24 protein-coding genes are annotated in these 21,136 nt (G+C 45.1%); 19 read left to right on the forward strand and 5 right to left on the reverse strand.

The genetic code is table 11. The features are described from left to right. Positions 1-158 precede the first annotated feature (158 nt). Positions 159-284 (reverse strand): hypothetical protein, encoded by a 126-nt coding sequence (locus FHS57_RS32005; RefSeq protein WP_262889965.1) that lies wholly within the window; start codon positions 282-284, stop codon positions 159-161. Positions 285-358: 74 nt separating this feature from the next. Here FHS57_RS32005 and FHS57_RS26565 point away from each other — a divergent pair, with 74 nt between their 5' ends. Next, complete coding sequence (locus FHS57_RS26565; protein ID WP_183979042.1) at positions 359-1,294, forward strand: D-2-hydroxyacid dehydrogenase; 936 nt, start codon at positions 359-361, stop codon at positions 1,292-1,294. Positions 1,295-1,396: 102 nt separating this feature from the next. Continuing rightward, entirely contained in the window at positions 1,397-2,416 is a 1,020-nt protein-coding gene (gene holA, locus FHS57_RS26570) for a DNA polymerase III subunit delta (RefSeq protein ID WP_028526755.1), read from the forward strand. A 245-nt stretch (positions 2,417-2,661) separates the two neighbouring features. Here holA and FHS57_RS26575 read toward each other — a convergent pair whose 3' ends face one another. Further along, positions 2,662-3,330: a DUF4230 domain-containing protein gene (locus FHS57_RS26575; protein ID WP_122931303.1), complete on the reverse strand. Its 669-nt coding sequence runs from the start codon at positions 3,328-3,330 to the stop codon at positions 2,662-2,664. Positions 3,331-3,397: 67 nt separating this feature from the next. On the opposite strand from FHS57_RS26575, the gene FHS57_RS26580 reads away from it, so the two are divergent. Next, the gene (locus FHS57_RS26580) at positions 3,398-3,811 is read left to right on the forward strand and encodes a DoxX family protein (protein ID WP_183979044.1); all 414 of its coding nucleotides are present in this window, start codon (positions 3,398-3,400) and stop codon (positions 3,809-3,811) included. A gap of 6 nt (positions 3,812-3,817) precedes the next feature. Here the strand turns inward: FHS57_RS26580 and folP are convergent, their stop codons facing one another. Further along, positions 3,818-4,654: a dihydropteroate synthase gene (gene folP, locus FHS57_RS26585; protein WP_183979047.1), complete on the reverse strand. Its 837-nt coding sequence runs from the start codon at positions 4,652-4,654 to the stop codon at positions 3,818-3,820. A gap of 44 nt (positions 4,655-4,698) precedes the next feature. On the opposite strand from folP, the gene FHS57_RS26590 reads away from it, so the two are divergent. The 11 genes from FHS57_RS26590 (at position 4,699) to coaE (ending at position 13,327) form a co-directional block, all read left to right on the forward strand. Continuing rightward, positions 4,699-5,241: a DUF1599 domain-containing protein gene (locus tag FHS57_RS26590; RefSeq protein ID WP_183979049.1), complete on the forward strand. Its 543-nt coding sequence runs from the start codon at positions 4,699-4,701 to the stop codon at positions 5,239-5,241. A 111-nt stretch (positions 5,242-5,352) separates the two neighbouring features. Next, positions 5,353-6,441, forward strand: a complete 1,089-nt coding sequence (locus FHS57_RS26595; RefSeq protein WP_183979051.1) for a BT_3928 family protein — start codon at positions 5,353-5,355, stop codon at positions 6,439-6,441. 80 nt (positions 6,442-6,521) lie between these two features. Beyond that, positions 6,522-7,031, forward strand: a complete 510-nt coding sequence (locus tag FHS57_RS26600) for a shikimate kinase (protein ID WP_183979052.1) — start codon at positions 6,522-6,524, stop codon at positions 7,029-7,031. Further along, a complete protein-coding gene (locus FHS57_RS26605; RefSeq protein WP_183979054.1) occupies positions 7,028-8,299 on the forward strand; it encodes a DUF2029 domain-containing protein in 1,272 nt (423 codons plus the stop codon). The genes FHS57_RS26600 and FHS57_RS26605 overlap by 4 nt, the downstream gene beginning before the upstream one ends. Position 8,300: 1 nt before the next feature. Further along, positions 8,301-9,545, forward strand: a complete 1,245-nt coding sequence (locus FHS57_RS26610; protein ID WP_183979056.1) for a hypothetical protein — start codon at positions 8,301-8,303, stop codon at positions 9,543-9,545. 71 nt (positions 9,546-9,616) lie between these two features. Beyond that, complete coding sequence (gene nusB, locus FHS57_RS26615) at positions 9,617-10,786, forward strand: transcription antitermination factor NusB (protein ID WP_183979057.1); 1,170 nt, start codon at positions 9,617-9,619, stop codon at positions 10,784-10,786. A gap of 11 nt (positions 10,787-10,797) precedes the next feature. Next, positions 10,798-11,100, forward strand: a complete 303-nt coding sequence (locus tag FHS57_RS26620; RefSeq protein ID WP_028526765.1) for a YtxH domain-containing protein — start codon at positions 10,798-10,800, stop codon at positions 11,098-11,100. Between the two features lie 24 nt (positions 11,101-11,124). Further along, positions 11,125-11,568, forward strand: a complete 444-nt coding sequence (locus tag FHS57_RS26625; RefSeq protein WP_028526766.1) for a DUF1573 domain-containing protein — start codon at positions 11,125-11,127, stop codon at positions 11,566-11,568. 46 nt (positions 11,569-11,614) lie between these two features. Next, complete coding sequence (yajC, locus tag FHS57_RS26630; protein WP_183979058.1) at positions 11,615-11,920, forward strand: preprotein translocase subunit YajC; 306 nt, start codon at positions 11,615-11,617, stop codon at positions 11,918-11,920. A gap of 2 nt (positions 11,921-11,922) precedes the next feature. Next, the gene (locus FHS57_RS26635; protein WP_183979059.1) at positions 11,923-12,693 is read left to right on the forward strand and encodes a YbbR-like domain-containing protein; all 771 of its coding nucleotides are present in this window, start codon (positions 11,923-11,925) and stop codon (positions 12,691-12,693) included. A 37-nt stretch (positions 12,694-12,730) separates the two neighbouring features. Beyond that, a complete protein-coding gene (coaE, locus tag FHS57_RS26640; protein ID WP_183979060.1) occupies positions 12,731-13,327 on the forward strand; it encodes a dephospho-CoA kinase in 597 nt (198 codons plus the stop codon). Between the two features lie 14 nt (positions 13,328-13,341). Here coaE and FHS57_RS26645 read toward each other — a convergent pair whose 3' ends face one another. Continuing rightward, entirely contained in the window at positions 13,342-13,752 is a 411-nt protein-coding gene (locus FHS57_RS26645; protein WP_183979061.1) for a helix-turn-helix domain-containing protein, read from the reverse strand. 394 nt (positions 13,753-14,146) lie between these two features. Here FHS57_RS26645 and FHS57_RS26650 point away from each other — a divergent pair, with 394 nt between their 5' ends. The 3 genes from FHS57_RS26650 (at position 14,147) to FHS57_RS26660 (ending at position 17,837) form a co-directional block, all read left to right on the forward strand. Beyond that, positions 14,147-14,383 (forward strand): hypothetical protein, encoded by a 237-nt coding sequence (locus tag FHS57_RS26650; RefSeq protein ID WP_183979062.1) that lies wholly within the window; start codon positions 14,147-14,149, stop codon positions 14,381-14,383. 72 nt (positions 14,384-14,455) lie between these two features. Then, positions 14,456-15,625 (forward strand): HlyD family secretion protein, encoded by a 1,170-nt coding sequence (locus FHS57_RS26655; protein WP_183979063.1) that lies wholly within the window; start codon positions 14,456-14,458, stop codon positions 15,623-15,625. After that, the gene (locus FHS57_RS26660; RefSeq protein WP_183979064.1) at positions 15,609-17,837 is read left to right on the forward strand and encodes a peptidase domain-containing ABC transporter; all 2,229 of its coding nucleotides are present in this window, start codon (positions 15,609-15,611) and stop codon (positions 17,835-17,837) included. Before FHS57_RS26655 ends, FHS57_RS26660 begins: the two co-directional genes overlap by 17 nt. Positions 17,838-17,847: 10 nt before the next feature. Here FHS57_RS26660 and FHS57_RS26665 read toward each other — a convergent pair whose 3' ends face one another. Then, on the reverse strand, positions 17,848-19,503 hold the full coding sequence (locus FHS57_RS26665; protein WP_183979066.1) for a sodium/sugar symporter: 1,656 nt from the start codon (positions 19,501-19,503) through the stop codon (positions 17,848-17,850). 257 nt (positions 19,504-19,760) lie between these two features. On the opposite strand from FHS57_RS26665, the gene FHS57_RS26670 reads away from it, so the two are divergent. Both FHS57_RS26670 and miaA read left to right on the forward strand, forming a co-directional pair. Further along, complete coding sequence (locus tag FHS57_RS26670; RefSeq protein ID WP_183979068.1) at positions 19,761-20,216, forward strand: DUF5004 domain-containing protein; 456 nt, start codon at positions 19,761-19,763, stop codon at positions 20,214-20,216. Between the two features lie 3 nt (positions 20,217-20,219). Next, complete coding sequence (miaA, locus tag FHS57_RS26675) at positions 20,220-21,134, forward strand: tRNA (adenosine(37)-N6)-dimethylallyltransferase MiaA (RefSeq protein ID WP_183979070.1); 915 nt, start codon at positions 20,220-20,222, stop codon at positions 21,132-21,134. Positions 21,135-21,136: the final 2 nt, after the last annotated feature.

Here is a 21,136-nt window from a genome sequence, read left to right on the forward strand (position 1 = left end):
TACTAACAAACGGGCATCCCCAAAAAAATGTGTCTTCTTGCGCATTTACAATATTAAAAATAAATTACGTACACTTATGGGGTTAAGGTAGGTTGTGAGAAACCCTCAACACAAATGAAAAACCCTCAACACAAGTGAGAAACCCTCAGCACCTCCTATTAATCAAAAAACAGATTTGAAATAATGACCAACAGAAAGAATACCACAATCACGATAAGGTAGTAAAACAAGTCGATAAAAGGATAGTCGTGGCGATTTAATTTATCCAACCATTTATTTAGCATAGCATTAATGAGTTAATTTTGGGGCGAGCAACCAGCAGGTTGTCGAGAAAGAGGATACTTAGCTCACAAATCTAATGCAAATTTTTGTAAATACGCCCTTCAACGAAGCGCTCCGCCACACCTTGCGCCAAGCGTTTCCTGCGGGGCATCAGTTGCTATTTAAAGTAGAACTCCCTGAGGATGAACACCGTGACGCGTTTCGTCGGGCCGATGTCATTTTGGGCAACCCACCTGCGGCGTGGTTTACGGAAGCCCCTGCTCAATTAAAATTTTGGCAACTCGAATCGGCGGGATTTGATGGGTACAAGCACCTACACCTTCCCAACGTGACGATTTGTAACCTTGCCGACTACTTCTCCGTGCCCTGTGCCGAAACCATCGTCGCAGGCATTCTCGCTTTCTATCGAGGGTTAGAAGAGCTTACCTTGTTAAAAACCGAAAAACGCTGGGTTGGCTCGCCCATTCGCTACCGTTTGGGATTACTCACAGGCAAACGAGTGGTGATTTTAGGCGCAGGGAGCATTGGCCAAACCGTCAAAAAAATGCTCTCGGGATTTGACTGTCGCCTTCAAATGGTCGCGCGCTCACACCCCGATGCCACCATTCACACTCCCGAAGCACTCCTAGCCATTCTTCCCCAAATCGACCTAGTAATCAATTGCTTACCAGGAGCGGCCAAAGGCTTTTTTACGGCAGATATGATTAACGCAATGCCTCCGAATGCTGTATTTGCCAACATTGGCCGTGGTTCTACCGTCGATGAACCAGCGTTGATAAAAGCCTTACAAGAACGGCGTCTTGCGGGAGCGGTACTTGACGTGACAGAAGTAGAGCCTTTGCCAAGTAGCCACCCGTTTTGGAGCATATCAAACGTGATTTTAACCCAGCACACGGGCGGCGGACAGGCCAACGAACAGGAAGGAAAAGTTGTTATTTTTGCCGATAATTTCCGACGCTTTACCGAAGGACAACCGCCACACAATCAAATAAACTTACAAAAAGGATACTAGGGAGTGTCGAATGCAAAGTGCAGAGTGTTGAATGTTGTCACTCGACACTCTGCACTCTCCCCTCGACATTCTGCCATCGACATTTTATAACAACGACAAGACATGGTTCTTTCCCCCGAACAAGCGCTCAAAGAAATACGCCAAAAGAAAATTCAACCGCTGTATTTTATTCACGGCGACGAACCTTATTACATTGATTTACTGGCCGATGCCCTTGAAAAAGCCGTTGTTCCCGAATCAGAAAAAGGATTTAATCAGTTTGTACTTTTTGGGAAAGATGCCGATGTTGGTACGATTCTCAACTACGCGCGTCGCTTTCCCTTTATGTCGGAGCGGCAACTGGTGTTGGTCAAAGAAGCCCAACAATCCAACGGCCTTGATACCAAAGACAAATCGGCTCTTTTGGACGACTACGCCACTCGTCCGTTGTCATCCACGGTATTGGCTTTGTGTTTTCAGGGGAATTTTGACATGCGAAAAGCCTTGCCCAAAACTTTTGAAAAACATGGCGTTTTAGTCCAGTGCAAAAAGATGTACGACAACAAACTTCCCGATTGGGTAGGTGAGCACGTACGAAGTTTAGGAGCAAAAATCAGCATCAAAGCGATTCAGATGTTGGTCGAAAATATTGGGAATGACCTCAAACGCATCACCAGCGAAATCGACAAAATCTTGCTCAACCTCACCGCCAGCGAAGAAATAACGGCGGCTGTGGTGGAAAAATACGTGGGAATTAGCAAAGAATACAATGTGTTTGAATTGCAAAAAGCGCTGATTCAACGCGACGTGATTAAGTCTAACAAAATAGCTAATTACCTCGCTGCCAACACAAAAGAAAATCCGTTACCACAGGTACTTATTATTTTGTATAACTTTTTTAGCAAAGTGCTCGTCGTTCACGGAACGCAAGACAAATCGGAAGGACACCTTGCTTCCGTGTTGGGGGTGAGTCCTTTTTTTGTGAAAGATTACCTATCGGCGGCGCGGCAGTATTCGTTGGGACACGTGGCCAAAGCCATCAAAGCCTTGCGCCAAGCCGACAATGCTTCGAAGGGGATTGAGTCAGGTTCCAAAGACGAACAAGCCATTATGCAAGAACTTGTGTTTACGATTTTGCACTAAATCAGTTGTGTGGTGTACTCGCAGTGGTGTGATTGCTCGCGATAACGTGCTCGCGGTTGCTCACAACCGCGAAAAGGGTTGCTCACAACCCAAAGAATGATAGTGGGTTGTAAGCACGATTACGGCGGGTTTTGAGAAACCCTCAGCACACAAAAAGCAGGTTTTGAGAAACCCTCAGCACGAAAAAGGCGGGTTGTGAGCAACCCGCTACACGAACAAGCAGGTTTTGAGAAACCTGCGGCACGTCAATCTTCGTCTTTGGGCAAAAGCTTAGGTTCGGCGTTTACTTCGTCATAATTGCTAAACTCCTCTAGCCGTTTTTGATTGGCTTCGGGGAGTTGCATATTTATCTTCCAATTCATAGACGCGGCCAATTGGTACATCATAAACTGAATTTGATTATTGGCAATGCGTGGTAAATCTCCCTCCAGTGCCTTTTCGTTCATAGCTTGTTTGGCATCCACCAACAAATTGGTATAATCTTCGTGGCTAAAGCGGTTCCAGATGCCATTTTCGATGTCATAAAACTTATAATCGGTATCAATGGAAAGTACCTCAGGTTCAGGGAAATACTCTATGACCATTTGGTTGGTAGTTTCATCAAGACGAAAGCGCATTTTGGCAAAATCGAAACCAACCAGCACCTTAGCTTTGGCAATCACCAAGGCTTTTTTGGAATTTTTGAACAAATACAAAAACTTTTTATCGTCCTTATAATCAAATATTTCCGTAAAGTATCCTTCAGCCATGACGACTTTAAACACCTTTTCGATCCGCTCCAGCAAAATGGTGGACGATTGGGTGGACTGACCCAATTGGGCATTTTTTCGATTGGCCACGTAAAACAAGCCATACCCCACCGCCCCGCCTAAAAGTAGGGTAATCACAAAAAACAAAAGCGTAGAAAGTCCCATAAAAAGTTGAATTTTGCGAAAGTTAAAGAAAATTTAAGTATCGTTTTTAGTCAACCAAATTTCAACCATGTTAGCATTTTTTAAACCATCCTCTCAACAAACTTACACTGATTTAGGGCTGCTTGTACTCCGCATTTTTGTATTTATTATGCTCATTCCCCACGGGTACGACAAACTACTTAGCTTCCTCGACGGCGCCAACGACTTCCCTGACCCGTTACACGTGGGGGTACGGTTCTCTCATTTTATGACCGTTTTGGGCGAAGTCTTCATTCCGTTGCTGCTCATTTTCGGGTTGTTTACGCGACTAGCAGCCGTGATCGAAATCGGACTTTTCTTGGTCATTGCTTTTGTCATTCACGGCAGCGACCCATTTGGCGACAAAGAACACGCCCTTTTGTACTTAGTCCCTTCGTTGGCGTTGTTACTCACAGGTGCGGGGAAATATTCGTTGGACGCAGCTTTGTTTAAAAAGAAATAACCCACGTCAATTCTTTGAAAGAAGCAATCGAACTAACTTAACTACTTCGATGGCTTCTTTCACGTCATGAACGCGGAGGATATTTGCGCCGTTCAGAATGGCTACCGTATTGAGGGCAGTGGTGCCATTGAGCGATTGGTCAGGCGTGATGTCGAGTTTTCGCCAAATCATTGATTTCCTAGACACACCCACCAACAACGGCACTTCCAACGCCTCAAACGCCCGCAGTTCCCGCAGCAAGACGTAGTTTTGATCTGCATTTTTGGCAAACCCAAAACCCATATCCGCCACAATGTCTTTCACGCCCAACTGACGAAGTTGGTAAATTTTAGTTTGCAATTCCCGAAGTACATCCGTCACCAAATCGTCGTATTGGTTGAGTTCTTTCATCGTTTGAGGTGTGCCACGACTGTGCATAAGAATATACGGTACGTTCAGCTCGGCGACGGCTTCAAACATCAATGGGTCGAGGTTTCCACCCGCAATGTCGTTGATAATATGCGCGCCTGCTTCAATGGACTTTCGCGCCACCGACGCCCGAAAGGTATCTATGGATATAATGGCCTCAGGGAAACGCTTACGCAGCATTTCGACCACGGGCAGCACGCGGTTAAGCTCTTCTTCTTCACTGACGGCATCGGCTCCTGGGCGGGTTGAGTGCCCACCAATGTCGAGCATCGAAGCCCCTTCCGAAAGCATTTTATCGGCTTTTTTATAGGCATCTTCTATTTGCAACACCCGACTCCCTGAGAAAAAGGAATCTGGGGTAACGTTGAGAATCCCCATCACCTGCGGAGTTGACAAGTCGAGCAACTTTCCAGCGATATTCAGCGTTTTTTTCATAATTTCGCGGCGCACACTGTGCCTTATTAACTGTTAATTGTTTTATGCAACAAACTGAGCGCGAATATCGGAGTGTTATCACTCGCTGCAAAGACATTTTTACCAAAAAGAACCAAGATTACGGCCCCTCGTGGCGAATTCTGCGTCTTCCTTCCATTACGGATCAAATTTTTATCAAAGCCCAACGCATCCGCACCCTTCAAGAAAACGGTTTTTCTAAAGTGGATGAAGGCGAAGTACCTGAATTTATCGGTATCATCAACTACTGTGTGATGGCCCTGATTCAGATACAATTAGGTGACAACAAAGGAATGGATTTTACGGCCGCGCAGCTCACCGAATTGTACGATACCCAAATGAACGAAGTACATGAATTGTTGTTCAACAAGAACCATGACTACGGCGAAGCATGGCGTGACATGCGGGTCAGTAGCATGACTGATATTATTTTGATGAAGCTATTTCGCATCAAACAAATTGAAGATAACGAAGGAAAAACGATTATTTCGGAAGGTGTAAAGTCTGGTTATCAAGACATTATCAACTATTCGGTTTTTTGTCTTATTAAACTTGGACAAGCACATTAACCTTTCATTAACAGTTACTTTTGGCTTAATTTTTGAAATTTGTAGTCAATACTGAATAGCAAACTTCCATTTTTTAGTACAAAGCAACCCAAACGAATCTAACGATAACGAATGAAAATTTTAGCCCACATTGTCCGCTTTTTAGTTGGAGGAATCTTTATTTTTTCGGGTCTAGTTAAACTCAACGACCCCGTTGGTACTCAAATCAAGCTGGAAGAATACTTCGAGGTATTTGCCACTGACATGTCATTCATGCACGATTTTTGGATGGCCTTGGTTCCGCTTGCGCTTTATTTGTCGGTGCTGATGTGCGCTGCCGAAGTTATCCTTGGCGTAGCACTTCTTGCCTCTTGGCGTTTGAAGCAAGTCAATTGGATACTGCTTGCGCTCATCGTTTTCTTTACTTTCTTAACGTTCTATTCGGCTTATTTTAACAAAGTGACCGACTGCGGTTGCTTCGGTGATTTCTTAAAACTCAAGCCTTGGACTTCCTTTACCAAAGACATTGTCTTATTGGTTTTGATTATATTCCTTATCTGGCAAAGCAAGGTATTCCGCAGCCTTCCTACAGGTTCGTTGGTGGCCTTTTCGGCTATTTTCTCCATTGCTTTGGCCATTTATGCCATTCGTTACCTCCCTCCTGTTGACTTTTTGCCTTATAAAATTGGCAACAACATCCCTCAATTAATGCAACCTTCGGAACCTCTCCGTTATAAATACATCATGGAGAAAGATGGCAAAACCGAAGAGTTTGAGAAATTCCCGACTGACACCACGTATAAGTACAAAGAAATGGTGCTTATCAACGAAAGCGCCAAACCTAAGATTACCGACTACAAGGTTTGGAACAACGAAGGTGATTTTACGCAAGAAACGTTCACGGGTAAAAAGCTCATTATCATCATCAAAAACGGCCCCGACTTGAACGTAGCAAGTTTGGCAGAAATCCGTTCGTTGATTAATTCTTTGAAAGGTACGGGGGTTGAATCCTTGATTTTAACTTCAAATAGCGACGCCGAAATTCAAGAGATTCGGAAAGCTTACGCCCTTGATATCCCTTATTACTCGGCCGATGGTACCGTTTTAAAAACCATTTCGCGTTCAAATCCAGGTATTTGGCTTATGAATAATGGTACCGTCAAAGGCAAATGGCACTACAATACCACGCCTGAGAAAGAGGAAGTGTTGGGCAAATTATAATGGTAGTCTCTAACTTCCGCTCAACTTCCCGAAAGTTTTGAACTTTCGGGAAGTTGAGCGGAAGTTCCGAAATCTGATAAATGAAAAATATTTTTTTAATAGGCCTCCCCTCTTCGGGCAAAACGACGCTCGGCAAGCAACTTGCCCGCCACGTGCGTTATCGTTTTGTGGATACGGATGTACTCATTGTCAAGGAAGAAGGAATGCCTATTCCCGATATTTTTGCCCAAAAAGGCGAAGCCTATTTTCGAGAAGCCGAAGCCCGCATTTTGCGCGCGATTCGGCCCGATTCCAAATTAGTGATTGCAACAGGCGGTGGAATGCCCTGTTTTCATGACAACATGGACTACATCAAAGCCAACGGCCTCAGTGTATTTTTGGATGTAAGCCCCGAACAAATCGTCGAACGGATTTTACGCCACTCGACCGACGACCGTCCGTTGTACCAGAAAAACGATGGTCAGTTGCTCAACAACCTACGTGAAAAATACGAATCACGCCTTGGTTTTTATTCACAGGCCGATTTTACCCTTCATGGCGATAATATTCACATTAGACAACTCCTTGACACGATTCAGCAGTATATATGATGTCAACTCTCACGGTATTTTATGTCAAATTAGTACTCGTCGTAGTATCCTCAGTCGTTATTTGGTTAGGAGCTAAAAACGACACTTTTTGGCAAAAAATCCAACAAAAACGCCAAGAGAATCGGGCCATTCTGATTGGTATTTTGGCTTTTCGTCTTCTTCCGTTTGTCATCATTTACGTATTTCTTGACCAATCGCCGCGTGGCGATGTGCCTTTTTTTTGGGGAAAAGCCACCCAAGCTTATCAGTGGAAGCTGGTTTACCGCGATTTTATTTCGTTTCACGCGCCCGTTTTTGCCTACATCATCACCTTGCCTCTTTTCCTTTGGTATAGTTCCAAAGCCATCGTGCTGTTAATGGTACTTATCGAAGCGCTCATCATTTGGCTAACTTACCTTGCCTACCAACGCCGCTCTCAGCCCGATGCCTTGAAGTCCACCTTGCTTTATATGTTGCTTTCAGGGCCGATGATTATGGTACTGCTGGGCGGCCAAGAAGATATTTGGATGTGGGGAGTTGCCGCGTGGATGATGTTGTCCTACTTGCGGAGTCACAACGACGGCTTCGGGCTAGGCGTGCGCTTTTCGACGGGACTGATTGTCATCAAAGCTACGTTTGTTTTTTGGTTTTTCCCTCTGTGGTTTTTGCTCAAAAAACGTTGGGGTTTTCTTCTCGGCATGATTGCCGTAGGCGTCCCATCCTTGGCGGTTCTCTATGCCGTTATGCAGCTTGATTTTTTGATGCCCGTACAAATGGGCACCACCAACTTGCTCACTCCCAATCTATTCACCATCTCCCGGCCGTGGCTAACGTATCTATTTGGAAGCCTCCCTACCCTCACCGTTTTTAGCTGGGCAGGCATGGTCATTACGCTATCGGTATCGGTATTGGCGGTATATCGTTTTAGAAACCTTGCCCTCGAAGATACCCTGCCCCTCGCCTATTTGGCAACTTACTTGGCCATGAGTATTTTTCAACCTACATCGGTGGGATACTACGCTTTTGCGTACTTACTTCCGTTGATGATGGAGCTGGTGGACTGGAAGAAACAACGCGATGTTGTCGTTTTGCTATTTTTAAACTTGTTGCTTGTGGTACAACCCTTTATTTTTACCCACATCAATAGTCCAACTTACGACGACTTAACGGTCTTTTCTCAACCACTTTTTATCCTCGAATACACCCTTCAAGTGCTCAATGTTGCTTGTTTTGGTTGGTATTTGTGGCAAGTGTATCGTAAAAACGTATCGTCTCCCCAACTCGCCTAACATGTTTGTCATTGTCGGAAAAACCATCATTTCATTGTTATGCGCAGGACTTGCGGGTGGGCTTATTGCGTTTCGTGCAAAAATAGAAAAGCACCTACAAAACTACGACGACCGACTTGTACTACTGCTCGCATGGGTGTTGACACGTCTGGTTCCCTTTGTTCTTATTTTTGTGGTGTTCAATCAAACCCCCTTCTCTGACCTCGATGGTTTTTTTGGACAAGCCCGCGAAGCCGTTCAGCTAAAGCTCGTTTACCGCGATTTTTATTGCATGTATTCGCCCTTCTTTCCCTACGTCAATGCCCTTGGTTTGTGGTTTTGGCTAGACAAAAAAGCCATTATTTTGGTAATGATTCTCATGGAAGGCGGCGCACTTTGGACAACCAACCGTTTTTACGCCGATACCATTTCACCTTCCGAACGGCTTTTCCGAAGCCTTTTGTACCTTTTATTGCCAGGCTCATTGGTTTTATGCGTTTTGGGAGGACAAGAAGACGTCTGGATGTGGCTCATGTTTATTGGTGCTTACCTCGTTTGGCAACGCACCCAACGTGTCGAATGGTTGGGCGTTGGGCTGGTCGTTGGGTTTTTATTTACCAAAGCCGTCTTTATTTTGGTAGGGCCTGCGTTGTTATTTCTCGTTCCCAAGCCCATTCGTTGGATTTCAGCAGCGGCAGTGGCAGGGGCTGTTTCGTTGGCCGTTCTGTACCATACCACCGAGTGGCTTTGGCTCGAACAACCCATGAACGAAGCCGCCACCCTACGCGCCCCCAACTGGCTGTCGGTGGCGAATCCCCTTACTTTTGATGTGCTGGGAGCAGGAGCCAAACGCTGGAATTGGGTAGGACTTTTGCTCACCACGGGACTTGGCACAATCCTAGCCTACCGACTCAGGCACCAGCCGTTTCCCCGTGCTTTCTCGGCGGTCTATATTGTGATTTACGGTACGATGATGATTGCGCAACAGAGTGCCTACAGCAATTACATCTTTCTGTTCCTTTTACCCTACGTTTTTCAGTGGCTCAACTTCTCTAATCGCAAGGAAGTAGGTTTATTCCTACTTTTTAACTGCCTGTGTGTGATTCACCCTTCGCTGTGGTGGCGGCTAAAAAGCCCTTATTATCACACTATTTCGGAGGTTTTCGCACAGCCTATCTATATACTCGACTATGCCCTTCAACTAGGAATTGTACTACTTACTTTCTATTTTCTTCGCCAAGTTTGGCAGAAAGCAACAGATTTTTAAGTACCTTTGCGGCTGGAAACACAAGCAAGTTCTTTTCCTTGCTGCTTATTTGCACAAACTCTCAGGACTGAATGTTAAGTCGAAGACATCTACGCATTAAGGTTTTGCAAAGCCTCTATGCTCTTCAGGCTGCCCGCGAGGCAGACTACCAATTGGCCATAGATTTCATCACGGAGTCGTTTAAGCCTGATCTCAACTCCATGACCCCTCAAGACCCCGTCAAACTAGAGGGAATGCGAAAAATAACCACGCTCTTACTCGAAGAAAATTACCGCAAAGGCACCATCCCTGACGACGACGACACGCCCGCAACGGCTGTTGTAACGGCGCGGAATGCCCTCAAGTATTACGAGGATTTGTACAAAAAAGACAAACAACGCCTTTCTCGCCAACTTACGCCCGAAGTTGAGGCCATTTATTCGGCCTATTTACTTCTGTTACAGCTATTTGTTGAGTTAAGTTTTCTTTCACAAAGCGAGCGTGAGCGTCAATACGATGACCCAGATAGCAATCCGATTGCAAAATTATCAGGGTTTGATACCAACCAAGTGGTGATTGCGTTGTCGGAAAGTAAAAAACTCGAAAGCGAATTCATCCGTCACGGTATTTCATGGGGAGAAGAAGTAACGGGGCTGATTCGTAAGATGTTCCGTGAAGTTTTTCGTCAAGACGAAACCTACCGTGCTTATTGCGCCCAAAAAACTCACACACCCGAAGAAGATCAACAATTGGTACTGTATGCGTTGAAAGAGGTGATTCTCAAAAACGAAGACGTCATCAATTTCTTTGAATTGAGAGACCTTTATTGGGGTGAAAACGGTGATTTGGCCCGTAAAATGACCAATAAAACCCTCAAGTCGGCGACAGAAGGTGGTGTGCAGATTGTCCCCCTAACCGACGACTGGGAAGAAGACCGCTCTTTTATGCAAGAATTGTTTGACGAAACCGTTAACCGTAATGATGAGTTTGAAGCGATTATCGCCGAACCACTCAAAAATTGGGACTTAGAACGTCTTTCGGCCATGGATTACTTGATTCTGAAAATGAGCGTGTCCGAAATGATTACCTTCCCTGGCATTCCAGTGAAAGTATCCATCAACGAGGCCATTGAGATTGCAAAAGATTATAGTACGCCAAAAAGTGGTAAATTTGTCAATGGAATTTTAGATACCCTCTCAAAAAACCTCATCAAAGAAGGTAAAATCCGTAAGAGCGGAAGAGGACTTTTAGACAACAAGTAAGTACAACTACCATGAATAATTCAACAAAAACATTAATTGCTTTCTTAGCGGGAGTAGCTACTGGAGCAACCATCGGAATCTTATACGCACCTGCTGAAGGACAAGTAACCCGCGACAAACTTTCGTTCCGTCTTTCAAAATACCGTGAGCAGCTTCAAGGACTTATTACTGACTTGCTCGAAGGCAAAGACTTACCCGAAAGTTTGGCCAAAGCAGAAGGTCAAAAAGTAGTGGCAGACACCCGCGAAAAAGCAGAACGCCTACTCGAAGATGTCGATCGTTTGATGGCACAAATCAAAGGACAAGCGTCTTAAATTTATCCCATTATTCACAAATCCATGAGACGTTCACTTTTTATTGTTTTGACGCTTTGGGGTTTATGGAGCTGCGGCAGTACCCAAGACCAATCGGCCTCAAGTAGCCTCGACGATAAACTCCCGAAAATTGAATTTGCCGACGATATTAAAAACGTTGATTTTGGTACCATTGCCGAAGGACAGCAAGTAGAGCGTAAATTCAAGTTTAAAAACACAGGCGATTTTCCTTTGATTATCAACAACGTGAGTGCTTCTTGTGGTTGTACCATTCCCGAATGGCCCCGCGACCCCATCGGCCCCGACGAAGAAGGAACAATCTTGGTACGTTTTAATAGCAAAGGGAAGCAAGGTCCTCAGTTTAAAACGGTGACTATTTTTGCCAATACCAATCCTGCTACCAACGATATTCAGTTTAAAGCAGACGTAACTCCCGCCCCAACGGCGGACTCAACGGCCGCCAAGTAAGACGAAAAACTTCTTAGACTTAACTTCTAACATATCACCTACGAGAATGAACAGTATTTTTTTACAAGCCGCATCTGGCCAAACTAGCATGATTTATCAGCTTGTGATGTGGGCAGGTATCATTGGAGTATTTTATTTCTTCATGATTCGTCCGCAACAAAAAAAGCAAAAAGATCAAAAGAAATTTTTGGAAGAGCTTAAAAAAGGCGACGAAGTAGTTACCATTGGTGGTTTGCACGCAACGGTTATTTCAGTATATGAAACAACCGTTACCCTTGACGTGGACGGCAAAGGCACTAAAATGAAATTCGAGAAATCTTCTATTTCGCGCAAAGCTGGAACAACTGCTTAATCGTGGCACAATTACCTGTCTCTTCAAAGCCTGCTCGTAGCCGCACCCTGATTCTTAGTCTGGTTGCGGCTACGATTATTTGGCTTTTCAACGAACTCAACAAAGACGGCTATACGCTGCGGGTTCCGTATCCTGTTAAAATTTCTTACAACGACTCGTTGTATATTCCCATTCACCCACTTCCCCAAAGTGCTAACGCCATCATTAAAGGCAGTGGCTGGACACTTCTGCGTAAATCAATCGCCTTTACCGTTCCGCCTGTTACGTACGTCATCGAAAACCCCTTGGCTACCAACTCAATCAATACCAGCGCATTAGCTGCTGCTATGAATGAGCAAGTAAAGGATGTGGACATTACACACGTAGAACTCGACAAAAATCGAATTGATTTTGAAGAACGCGTCGTCAAAACATCTATCCTTAAAGTAGATAGCTTGGGGCTCAATCTGTTTCCCAAATTTGTCGTGTCAAGTCTCATCAACCTTCGCCCCAATAAGGTGACGTTCGAGGGACCTGCGTCGTTGGTGAACGATATTGCAGATACGTTGATTGTGAAAGTTCCTGCCCAAAAAATCAGGGGGAATTACGACGAAGAACTTCCCATTCGCTATCCACAATCGCCCCTGCTAAAAACCAGCGCGGAGCGCGTTTTTGTCAGCTTTGAAGTTGCCGAATTTTTGGGAACGCCTCCTCCCGCACCCCAACCCAAAGAGCAAGAACCCGTCAAAAAGGCCACAACAAAAAAAGCCAACAAAGGGAAGAAAAAGAAATAATTGCAAAATTGTCGTCATTTGTACTTCGGCATTCATCATGGCTTTACAAATCGGAATAACAGGAGGAATAGGTTCGGGAAAAAGTATGGTATGCCGTATTTTTAAAGCACTTGGTGCGCCTTTTTACTCGGCCGATGAACGTGCCAAGTGGCTCCTCAATAACGACGAAAAGCTCAAAAAAACGGTAGAAGCGCTGTTGGGGAAAGACGCCTACCTAGCCGACGGAAGTTACAACCGCAGGTGGGTAGCGCAAGAAGTTTTTTCAAAACCCGCCCTGCTTCAGCAACTCAATGCCATTGTGCATCCAAGGGTAGGAGAAGATACCGAAGCTTGGGTAAAAAGGCATAAAAAAGCACCCTATTTGGTCAAAGAAGCTGCCATTATGGCCCGCGCAGGCCAACGCAATTCACTCGACAAAATCATCGTTGTTGAAGCCCCTGTTGCGCTTCGCGTCGCTCGGGTTTTGCAGCGAGACGCCCAACGTTCCGAAGCCGAAATCAGGGATATTATTTCGAGGCAAATATCTGATGATGAGCGACTTCAACTAGCTGATTTTGTAATCAAAAACGATGAAAGTCAACTTCTGACTCCGCAAGTGTGGGAACTCCACCAGCTATTTTGCAAAAAGCGCTAAAGGACCCATTTTTTTCAACAATTTTTGTCTCGAACTAAGCTTCTCAAAAACAAGATTTCGTCTTGCATTGATTGAATCTTACGTTCGTACAGTTCGCGCTCGCGATCCGATATCCCCAATTGCACCATCACATTACTTACTTCTTTGGCAGTAGTAGATGCCGTCTCTTTATTGGCGATAAACGAACTCCCGTCGAAGGTCAATAATTGCATAACGTCAATTTCCAGAATCTCAGCAATACGAGTGAGGTTCGAAAACGATACATCGACTTCGCCTCGTTCCAGTTTGCTGTAAGCCGTCTGTGATTTACCTAATTGAGAGGCCATGAATTCCTGTGTAAAATCACGTAATTCGCGAACTTTACGAATTTTTGTACCCACAAGTTTCATGTGAGGTACCGTTGGATGGTTTTTTAACGATATCATTTTTGGATTAGGATAGAGATTTCCTTGGTTATATACGGTTGTGTCAATTAAAAAGATTTACATGCTTAAAAAAAATTTTGGTACGTAAAAAAGTTTTCATTGGTATATAATTTGTCTAATTGAACATTATTTAGCATTCTTTATTTTCTTGGTATAATACAACAAGTACCTCCAACATTTTTCTATATTTTCTACAAATAACCCAAAAGAATGGTATGTACTTATTGGGCGTATTCGTAAAATAGTCGCTAAACGACTAAAGTAAAACCTGCGAAATTTGAATTGACACCCAAAGGCAACCATATTTGCCTTACCAATCTTCCTCTGAATATCGGCCGAATTCGCAAGGGCGTTGGTGTTTAAATCAAATAACAACCCATAAATTCAATTCAAAATGAAAACGTTAGACTTAAACTCGTACGGTGTATCTGAAATGAACAATTTCGAAATGGTAAACACGGACGGACAAACTTGCATCCCTGTTCCTACATGCGTAAACCCTGGCGCAACAGTTGGTGTGGCCATTGGCGTAGCAGTAGGTGTTACAGCTACTGTAACTGGCATCGTTGGTGGTGTAAAAGGCTCTCTTCTTGGCAAAGTGGGCAATCTCCTCGGTGGTTGCGGCTGCTAATATTTAACTTCTAAGCGAATTCCTCTTTGACTTACCCTTGGTTTGCTGAAGAGGAATTCCTCTTTTATACCCATGGCCCAGCTCCTACCCGATAGCTTTATTGACAACACAACGCACTTGTATTTACCCAAAGTAAAAGCAAGGTCGATGGTGCTGTATGCCCTTGTACTTGGCGCAGTTATAGTCCTCGGTGTTGCCGCGTTTTTTATTAAAATCGACGTTTCGTTTACATCCAGCGGTACCATTCGGTCGGTAGCCGAAAAGACGGAAGTGCGCTCGCTCGTCAGTGGTCGCGTATTGACAGCCCATGTTCGAGAAAATCAATTGGTGAAAGTCGGTGATGTCTTGCTGACCCTTGCACCCGACGCCCTTGAAGAAAAACTACGACTCAGTCACTTTCAACAATCTGAGCAACAACAACTTATCAATGACTTACACTTCCTCACCAGTCCGAAGTACGACCTAACGGACGCCTTGGGCAATCGAATGTTTAAAACATCGCTGTATGCCCAGCAGTACAATCAGCTTCAAGCCCAATTGAAGGAAAACGAAGTGCGGCGCAACAAAGTAGAAAAAGAACTCAAAGCCGATAAATATTTACACAGCGAAAAAGTGCTTGCCACCCGCGATTTAGATGCAAAACAGGCTGAATATGACCAACTTTACGAAGAATACCGTCTTTTGATTGAACGCCAAGTAAGCCAATGGGAAGCCGAGCTGAACACCGCCAAACTACTATCGGCCCAACTTAAATCCGAAGAAGGTCAGCTGGCCAAAGAGCGCCAGTTATATACCATTAAAGCGGCGGTGGCAGGCACTGTTCAACAATGGGCGGGCAAGTACGAAGGTAGCGTCGTTCAGTCGGGCGAAACGTTGGGCATCATCTCTCCCGACTCAAGCCTGCTGGTTGAATGTTACGTCAAACCATCTGACATGGGACTTTTAAAGCTCAAGCAGACCGTGCTTCTTCAGTTGGACGCCCTCAACTACCGCGAATGGGGTCTTGCCCGTGGTAGCGTGATTGACATTGCACGCGATTTTACTATGATCAACAACCAACCCGTTTTCAAAGTAAAATGCCGTCTCGATACTCCCTCCTTAAAATTACAAAATGGCTACGAAGCTCGCCTCCAAAAGGGAATGACGCTCCAAGCCCGCTTTGTGATTGTACAACGTACACTCGCGCAATTGGTCTTTGATAAAATGGAAGATTGGCTAAATCCGAATGCGAAAAGGGATTGAAATAAAACAGCACGATACCACCGACTGCGGCGCGGCTTGCCTTGCCTCAGCGGCAGCGTATTATAAATTACGAATGCCGATTGCGCGCATCCGTCAGTTTGCCCATACCGATACCCGTGGCACCAATGTAGTGGGTATGATTGAAGCCGCTAACCGCCTTGGTTTTCAGGCCAAAGGAGTCAAAGGTACGCCCGAAAGCCTCTCCAAAATCCCCAAGCCGTCGATTGCCCACGTGAGCGTTCCGTTAGTTTCTGACAGCGACGCTGGTCGTGAGGAAGAACGGGGATTGCATTACGTGGTCATTTACGAAGTGACCGACAAAAAAGTCACCTACATGGATCCTGCGGTGGGGAAAATGGTCAAAAAACCACTGAACGAATTTGTGTCGATGTGGACGGGCGTCTTGGTTCTTTTGTTGCCCAACGAGCAGTTTCAACAAGGCAACGAATCGGTGACCATCACGACTCGCTTTTGGCAACTGATTCGCCCGCACCGAACCGTGATGATTGAAGCGCTTTTTGGCGCCATTATTTATACCATTTTAGGGTTAGGCACGTCGATTTACGTCCAAAAAATCGTGGATAACGTGCTCGTTGAAGGCAACCGCAACTTGCTCAACTTGATGAGCATCGGAATGCTTTTACTCATGGTGCTCCAACTTTTTATTGGTTCAACCAAAACAATTTTCGCCCTAAAAACAGGCCAACAGATTGACGCCCAGTTGATTTTGGGCTATTATAAACACCTGCTAAAACTTCCTCAAACGTTTTTTGATACAATGCGGGTGGGCGAAATCATTTCACGCGTCAACGATGCCGTCAAAATCCGAGCCTTTATCAATGATGTTGCTCTCAATCTGATTGTCGATATTTTCATCGTCTTTTTTTCCTTTGGGTTAATGTTTACTTACGACGCCAAATTGGCATTGATGATGGCGGGTATCATTCCATTGTACGCTCTTACGTACTGGATTGCCAACCGAATCAACCGAACTACCCAGCGAAAACTCATGGAAAACAGTGCCGATTTGGAAGCACAGCTTGTCGAATCGCTCAACAACGTGGCCACTATCAAGCGTTTTGGGCTGGAAGAATACGCCAATCTAAAGACCGAAAACCGATTTGTGACGTTGCTCCGCTCGGTATATCATACTTCTACCCGCACGCTCTACCTTGGCAATGCGGCGGCGTTGATTACCAACATTTTTACCATTTTGCTCTTGTGGGTCGGGTCGGGACTTGTGCTCGACCGCCAACTTACGCCTGGTGAATTGCTCTCATTTTATGCCCTCGTTGGTTATTTTACGGGTCCCGCCGCAGGGCTTATTGGGATGAACAAAACGCTCCAAGAAGCCCTCATCGCCGCCGACCGACTGTTTGAAATCATGGATTTGGAACGAGAAACCACCGAAAATAAAGTTCCGTTGACGATTGACATGCTCGGCGACATTCGTTTTAAAGAAGTGACTTTTCGGTATGGTTCGAGAACAACGATTTTTGAGAAATTAAACCTACTTATTCCCAAAGGGAAAATTACGGCCGTCGTGGGTGAAAGTGGCAGTGGCAAATCGACGCTGTTGTCGCTTCTACAAAACTTGTATCCACTGCAAGCTGGCAATATTTACATTGGGAATTATGACATCAAGCACCTCGACAACAACAGTTTGCGCCAAATGGTAAGCGTCGTGCCCCAACAAATTGATTTGTTTGCAGGTACAGTTGTCGAAAATATTGCCGTTGGCGAATTTGAGCCCGACATGAAAAAGCTCATTTTTTACTGTAATCTCTTAGGAATCACTGATTTTATTGAGCGGCTTCCCAATGGTTTTCAGACGACATTAGGCGAACGCGGGGCCAATTTGTCGGGTGGGCAGCGGCAACGGTTGGCCATCGCCCGTGCGCTATACCGAAACCCGCATATCCTGATTTTGGACGAAGCGACCTCTGCCTTGGATTCGGTTTCAGAACAGTATGTTCAGCGTACCATTCAGCTCTTGCGTCAAGAAGGAATCACGGTTATTTTGATTGCTCACCGCATGAGCACCATCAAAAATGCCGATAAAATTGTGGTATTACACGAAGGGACGTTGGTAGAAGAAGGCACCCATCAAACGCTATTGCAAAGCCCAGTCGGCACTTATCGTCGCCTGTGGGAACAGCAAAATGGTGCTGTAATGGCCACTCACCTCAACGGCGTTGGCCATTACAGCTAACCAAAATGGCTTACCAGAAAATCCAGTAAATCAAGCTAAAAGTCACAATAACGGCAATGGCACCCATGCGGAACGATGGCGTTACGCGGAACCATTCGGTGCGTACTTCAAACGCATTTTCTTGGTTTTGGCCTTTCGATTGGGCAAGGCTAATCGCTACGTGAACCGCCGAACAAATCCAGAATACAACCCCCATACGGTTGAGGAACGGGAAGGCTGGATAAAGATTTTCAATAACCGCCGACAACGCAATACTCAACACCGCTGCGGCCAAAGCGCCATTGGCAGTGGCTTTTTTCCAGAAAAATCCGAGCAAGAAAATACTCAAAATACCTGGTGAAATATAGCCCGTATAAACCTGAATGTATTCAAAAGCTTGACCGAAATTAGCCAACAACGGACTGACAATCAAGGCAATGATAAAGGCAATCACAATTGCCACTCGCCCCGTCCATACGGTTTGTTTTTCAGTTAAGTTTTTGTTGAAAAACTTCTGGTGAATGTCTAACACGTAAATGGTTGAAATACTGTTTGCTTTCCCCGCCAAACTTGCCACAATCGCCGCCGTCAAAGCTGCAAAAGCGAGTCCTTTCAAGCCTACTGGCAATAAATTGAGCAACACAGGGTATGCATTATCGGGCTTAACGATACCGTTTTGGGTAATTCCGTTTACAATCGACGTATCGGCATTTTCTTGGAATAATACATACGCTGCAAGTCCTGGCAATACCACGATGAAAGGCATCATCATTTTCAAAAAAGCCGCAAATAACACGCCGCTACGTGCCGTATTGAGGTCGGCCCCGAGGGCGCGCTGCGTCATGTATTGATTGCAGCCAAAATAATTAAGGTTGTTTACCCATTGACCACCAATGATAAACATCATAATACCTGGAAGCTGGTTGTAGGCATCGATAAATCCACCACGCCCGTCGTGAACTTGGTATTGGCCTGGGGTAAAAATCATGTGCAAGTGGCTATCTGCTTTTTCACGAATGAGGCCAAGCCCTTCCATAATACCCGCGCCCGTTCCCACCTTGACAGAAAGCAAATCTAACGCCAAGTAGGTCGTAGCCAATCCACCAAAAATCAAACAAACGACCTGAATCACGTCGGTGTAACCAATCACTTTCATCCCTCCCAAGGTGATAATCACGGCGAAAGTGGTCAAGAAAATTGCGCAAGGCATGAATGAAAAGCCCGTCATTTTTTCCAAGCTCAATGCCCCCAAATAAATAATAGACGTGAGGTTCACAAAAATGTAAAGGAACAACCAAAATACCGCCATAATGGTAGCCAAGCGCTCATTGTAGCGCTTCGACAAAAACTGCGGCATGGTGTAAATTTTGTTGTTGAGATACATAGGCAAGAAATAAACCGCCACAATTATGAGCGCTACTCCCCCCAACAACTCATAGACAGAAATCGCAATCCCAAGCTGGAAAGCCTGTCCGCTCATTCCGATAAACTGCTCCGCCGAAATGTTGGAAGCAATAATTGAAGCCCCAATCGCCCACCACGTAAGCGAACCTTCCGCCAAGAAAAAGTCCTTGGAATCAGCGGTTTGCTTGCCTTTGTGTTTATATACCCAATAGCCGTAGCTGGATACAATGACGAAATAAATGAGGAAAATTACGTAGTCAAGGGTTTCTAGTCCTAGCGTCATAAAAAGTCAGATTGTAAGAACGGGTTCTTGATAAATGATAGGTTTACTTTTTGATTTATGTCAAAAAGACACAATTCGTTTTTTCGTACTCATTTTTCTTAAAATCATTTCAATCAGCTTTTATACTATTGTGCTTTCACACATTTCTCGGCAAACTTCGGCAATATTTTTGCATGACAAAATCCATAAACCGACCTGTGTCTTATTATTCCCAAAAATAAAAGCATTAACTTTGACCATTCTTAACTTTTTTGGCTATGAAACTTGTTCGTTTGTGGATATTTTTAGCGATGACCGTGTTGGGACTCAGTCAATGCAACGTTACTAGCACTGGCGGCGGTGATCCAACTCCCGACCCTAACATTACCAAAACGGAGCTTTTGGCAGGCAAATCCTCAAAAGCCTGGGTGTTGACAGTTTCTAAAATCAACGGAAATGATGTCTTCAATCAGACTGTTGCCTGTGTGCGTGACAACAACATGGTGTTTCGTACCGACAAAAACTATGAGTGGAACGAAGGCGCAACCAAGTGCCGTACGCAAGACGACCAAGTCTTTGAAAAAGGAACGTGGGCCTTTAACACCGCCGAAACCGAGCTTGTGCTAAACAACGAGACGAACTATAAAATCGTCAAACTCACCGAAAATACTCTCCAAGTTTCCTATACAAACGTGTTTGGAGAAACGTTGGAAATGACCTTTAAGCCTAATTAATTCTTGCAAAAACTTCTTATCGTCATTGCTGGCCCCACGGCAGTGGGAAAGACTGACTTATGCGTTCGACTAGCCCAAACGCTCGAAACAGAAGTCATTTCGGCCGATTCTCGGCAATTTTACCGCGAACTTTCCATTGGTACTGCCAAACCTTCACTGGAAGAATTGAAGGGTATTCCGCATCATTTTATCGACTCTCACTCCATTGAAACCTTGTACAGCGCGGGTTCGTTTGAACGCGATGCGCTGGCACTTTTGGAACAATTGTTTCAAACCAAAGACGTGGTGCTCCTCACGGGCGGGTCGGGTTTGTACATCAAAGCAGTGTGTGAAGGACTGGATAATTTGCCAGAAACGCCTCCCGAACTGCGCACCCAACTCATGTCCCGCCTCGAAACCGAAGGCTTGGCCGTGCTGCAAGCGGAACTCCAACAACTTGACCCCGTTTACTGCGCTACCAACGACCTTCAAAATACCCAACGGGTGGTTCGGGCGCTGGAAGTGTGTTTGCTGACGGGGAAACCTTATTCGTCGTTTCGGGAAAAACAGGTGGTTCAACGCCCTTTCCGAATCATCCAGATTGCCTTAGAACGCGACCGCGACGAATTGTATCACCGCATCGACGCCCGCATGGACCAAATGCTCGCCGCTGGCTTGGTCGAAGAAGCCCGCTCAGTCATCGCTTTTCGTGAGCACAATGCCCTGCAAACCGTTGGCTATAAAGAGATTTACGATTATTTTGACGAAGCCTACGACTACGCCGAAATGGTACGATTGCTCAAACGCAATACCCGACGCTACGCCAAACGCCAACTGACGTGGTTTAAGCACCAAGGCGATTTTCGGTGGTTTCATGCCTCCGATTTTGAAGACATTTTGTCGTATATTAGCGAGCAGCGAAATGCAGATAACGGTTAACA

Origin of the sequence: Runella defluvii (assembly GCF_014195535.1) — a bacterium.
Lineage (GTDB): Bacteria > Bacteroidota > Bacteroidia > Cytophagales > Spirosomataceae > Runella > Runella defluvii.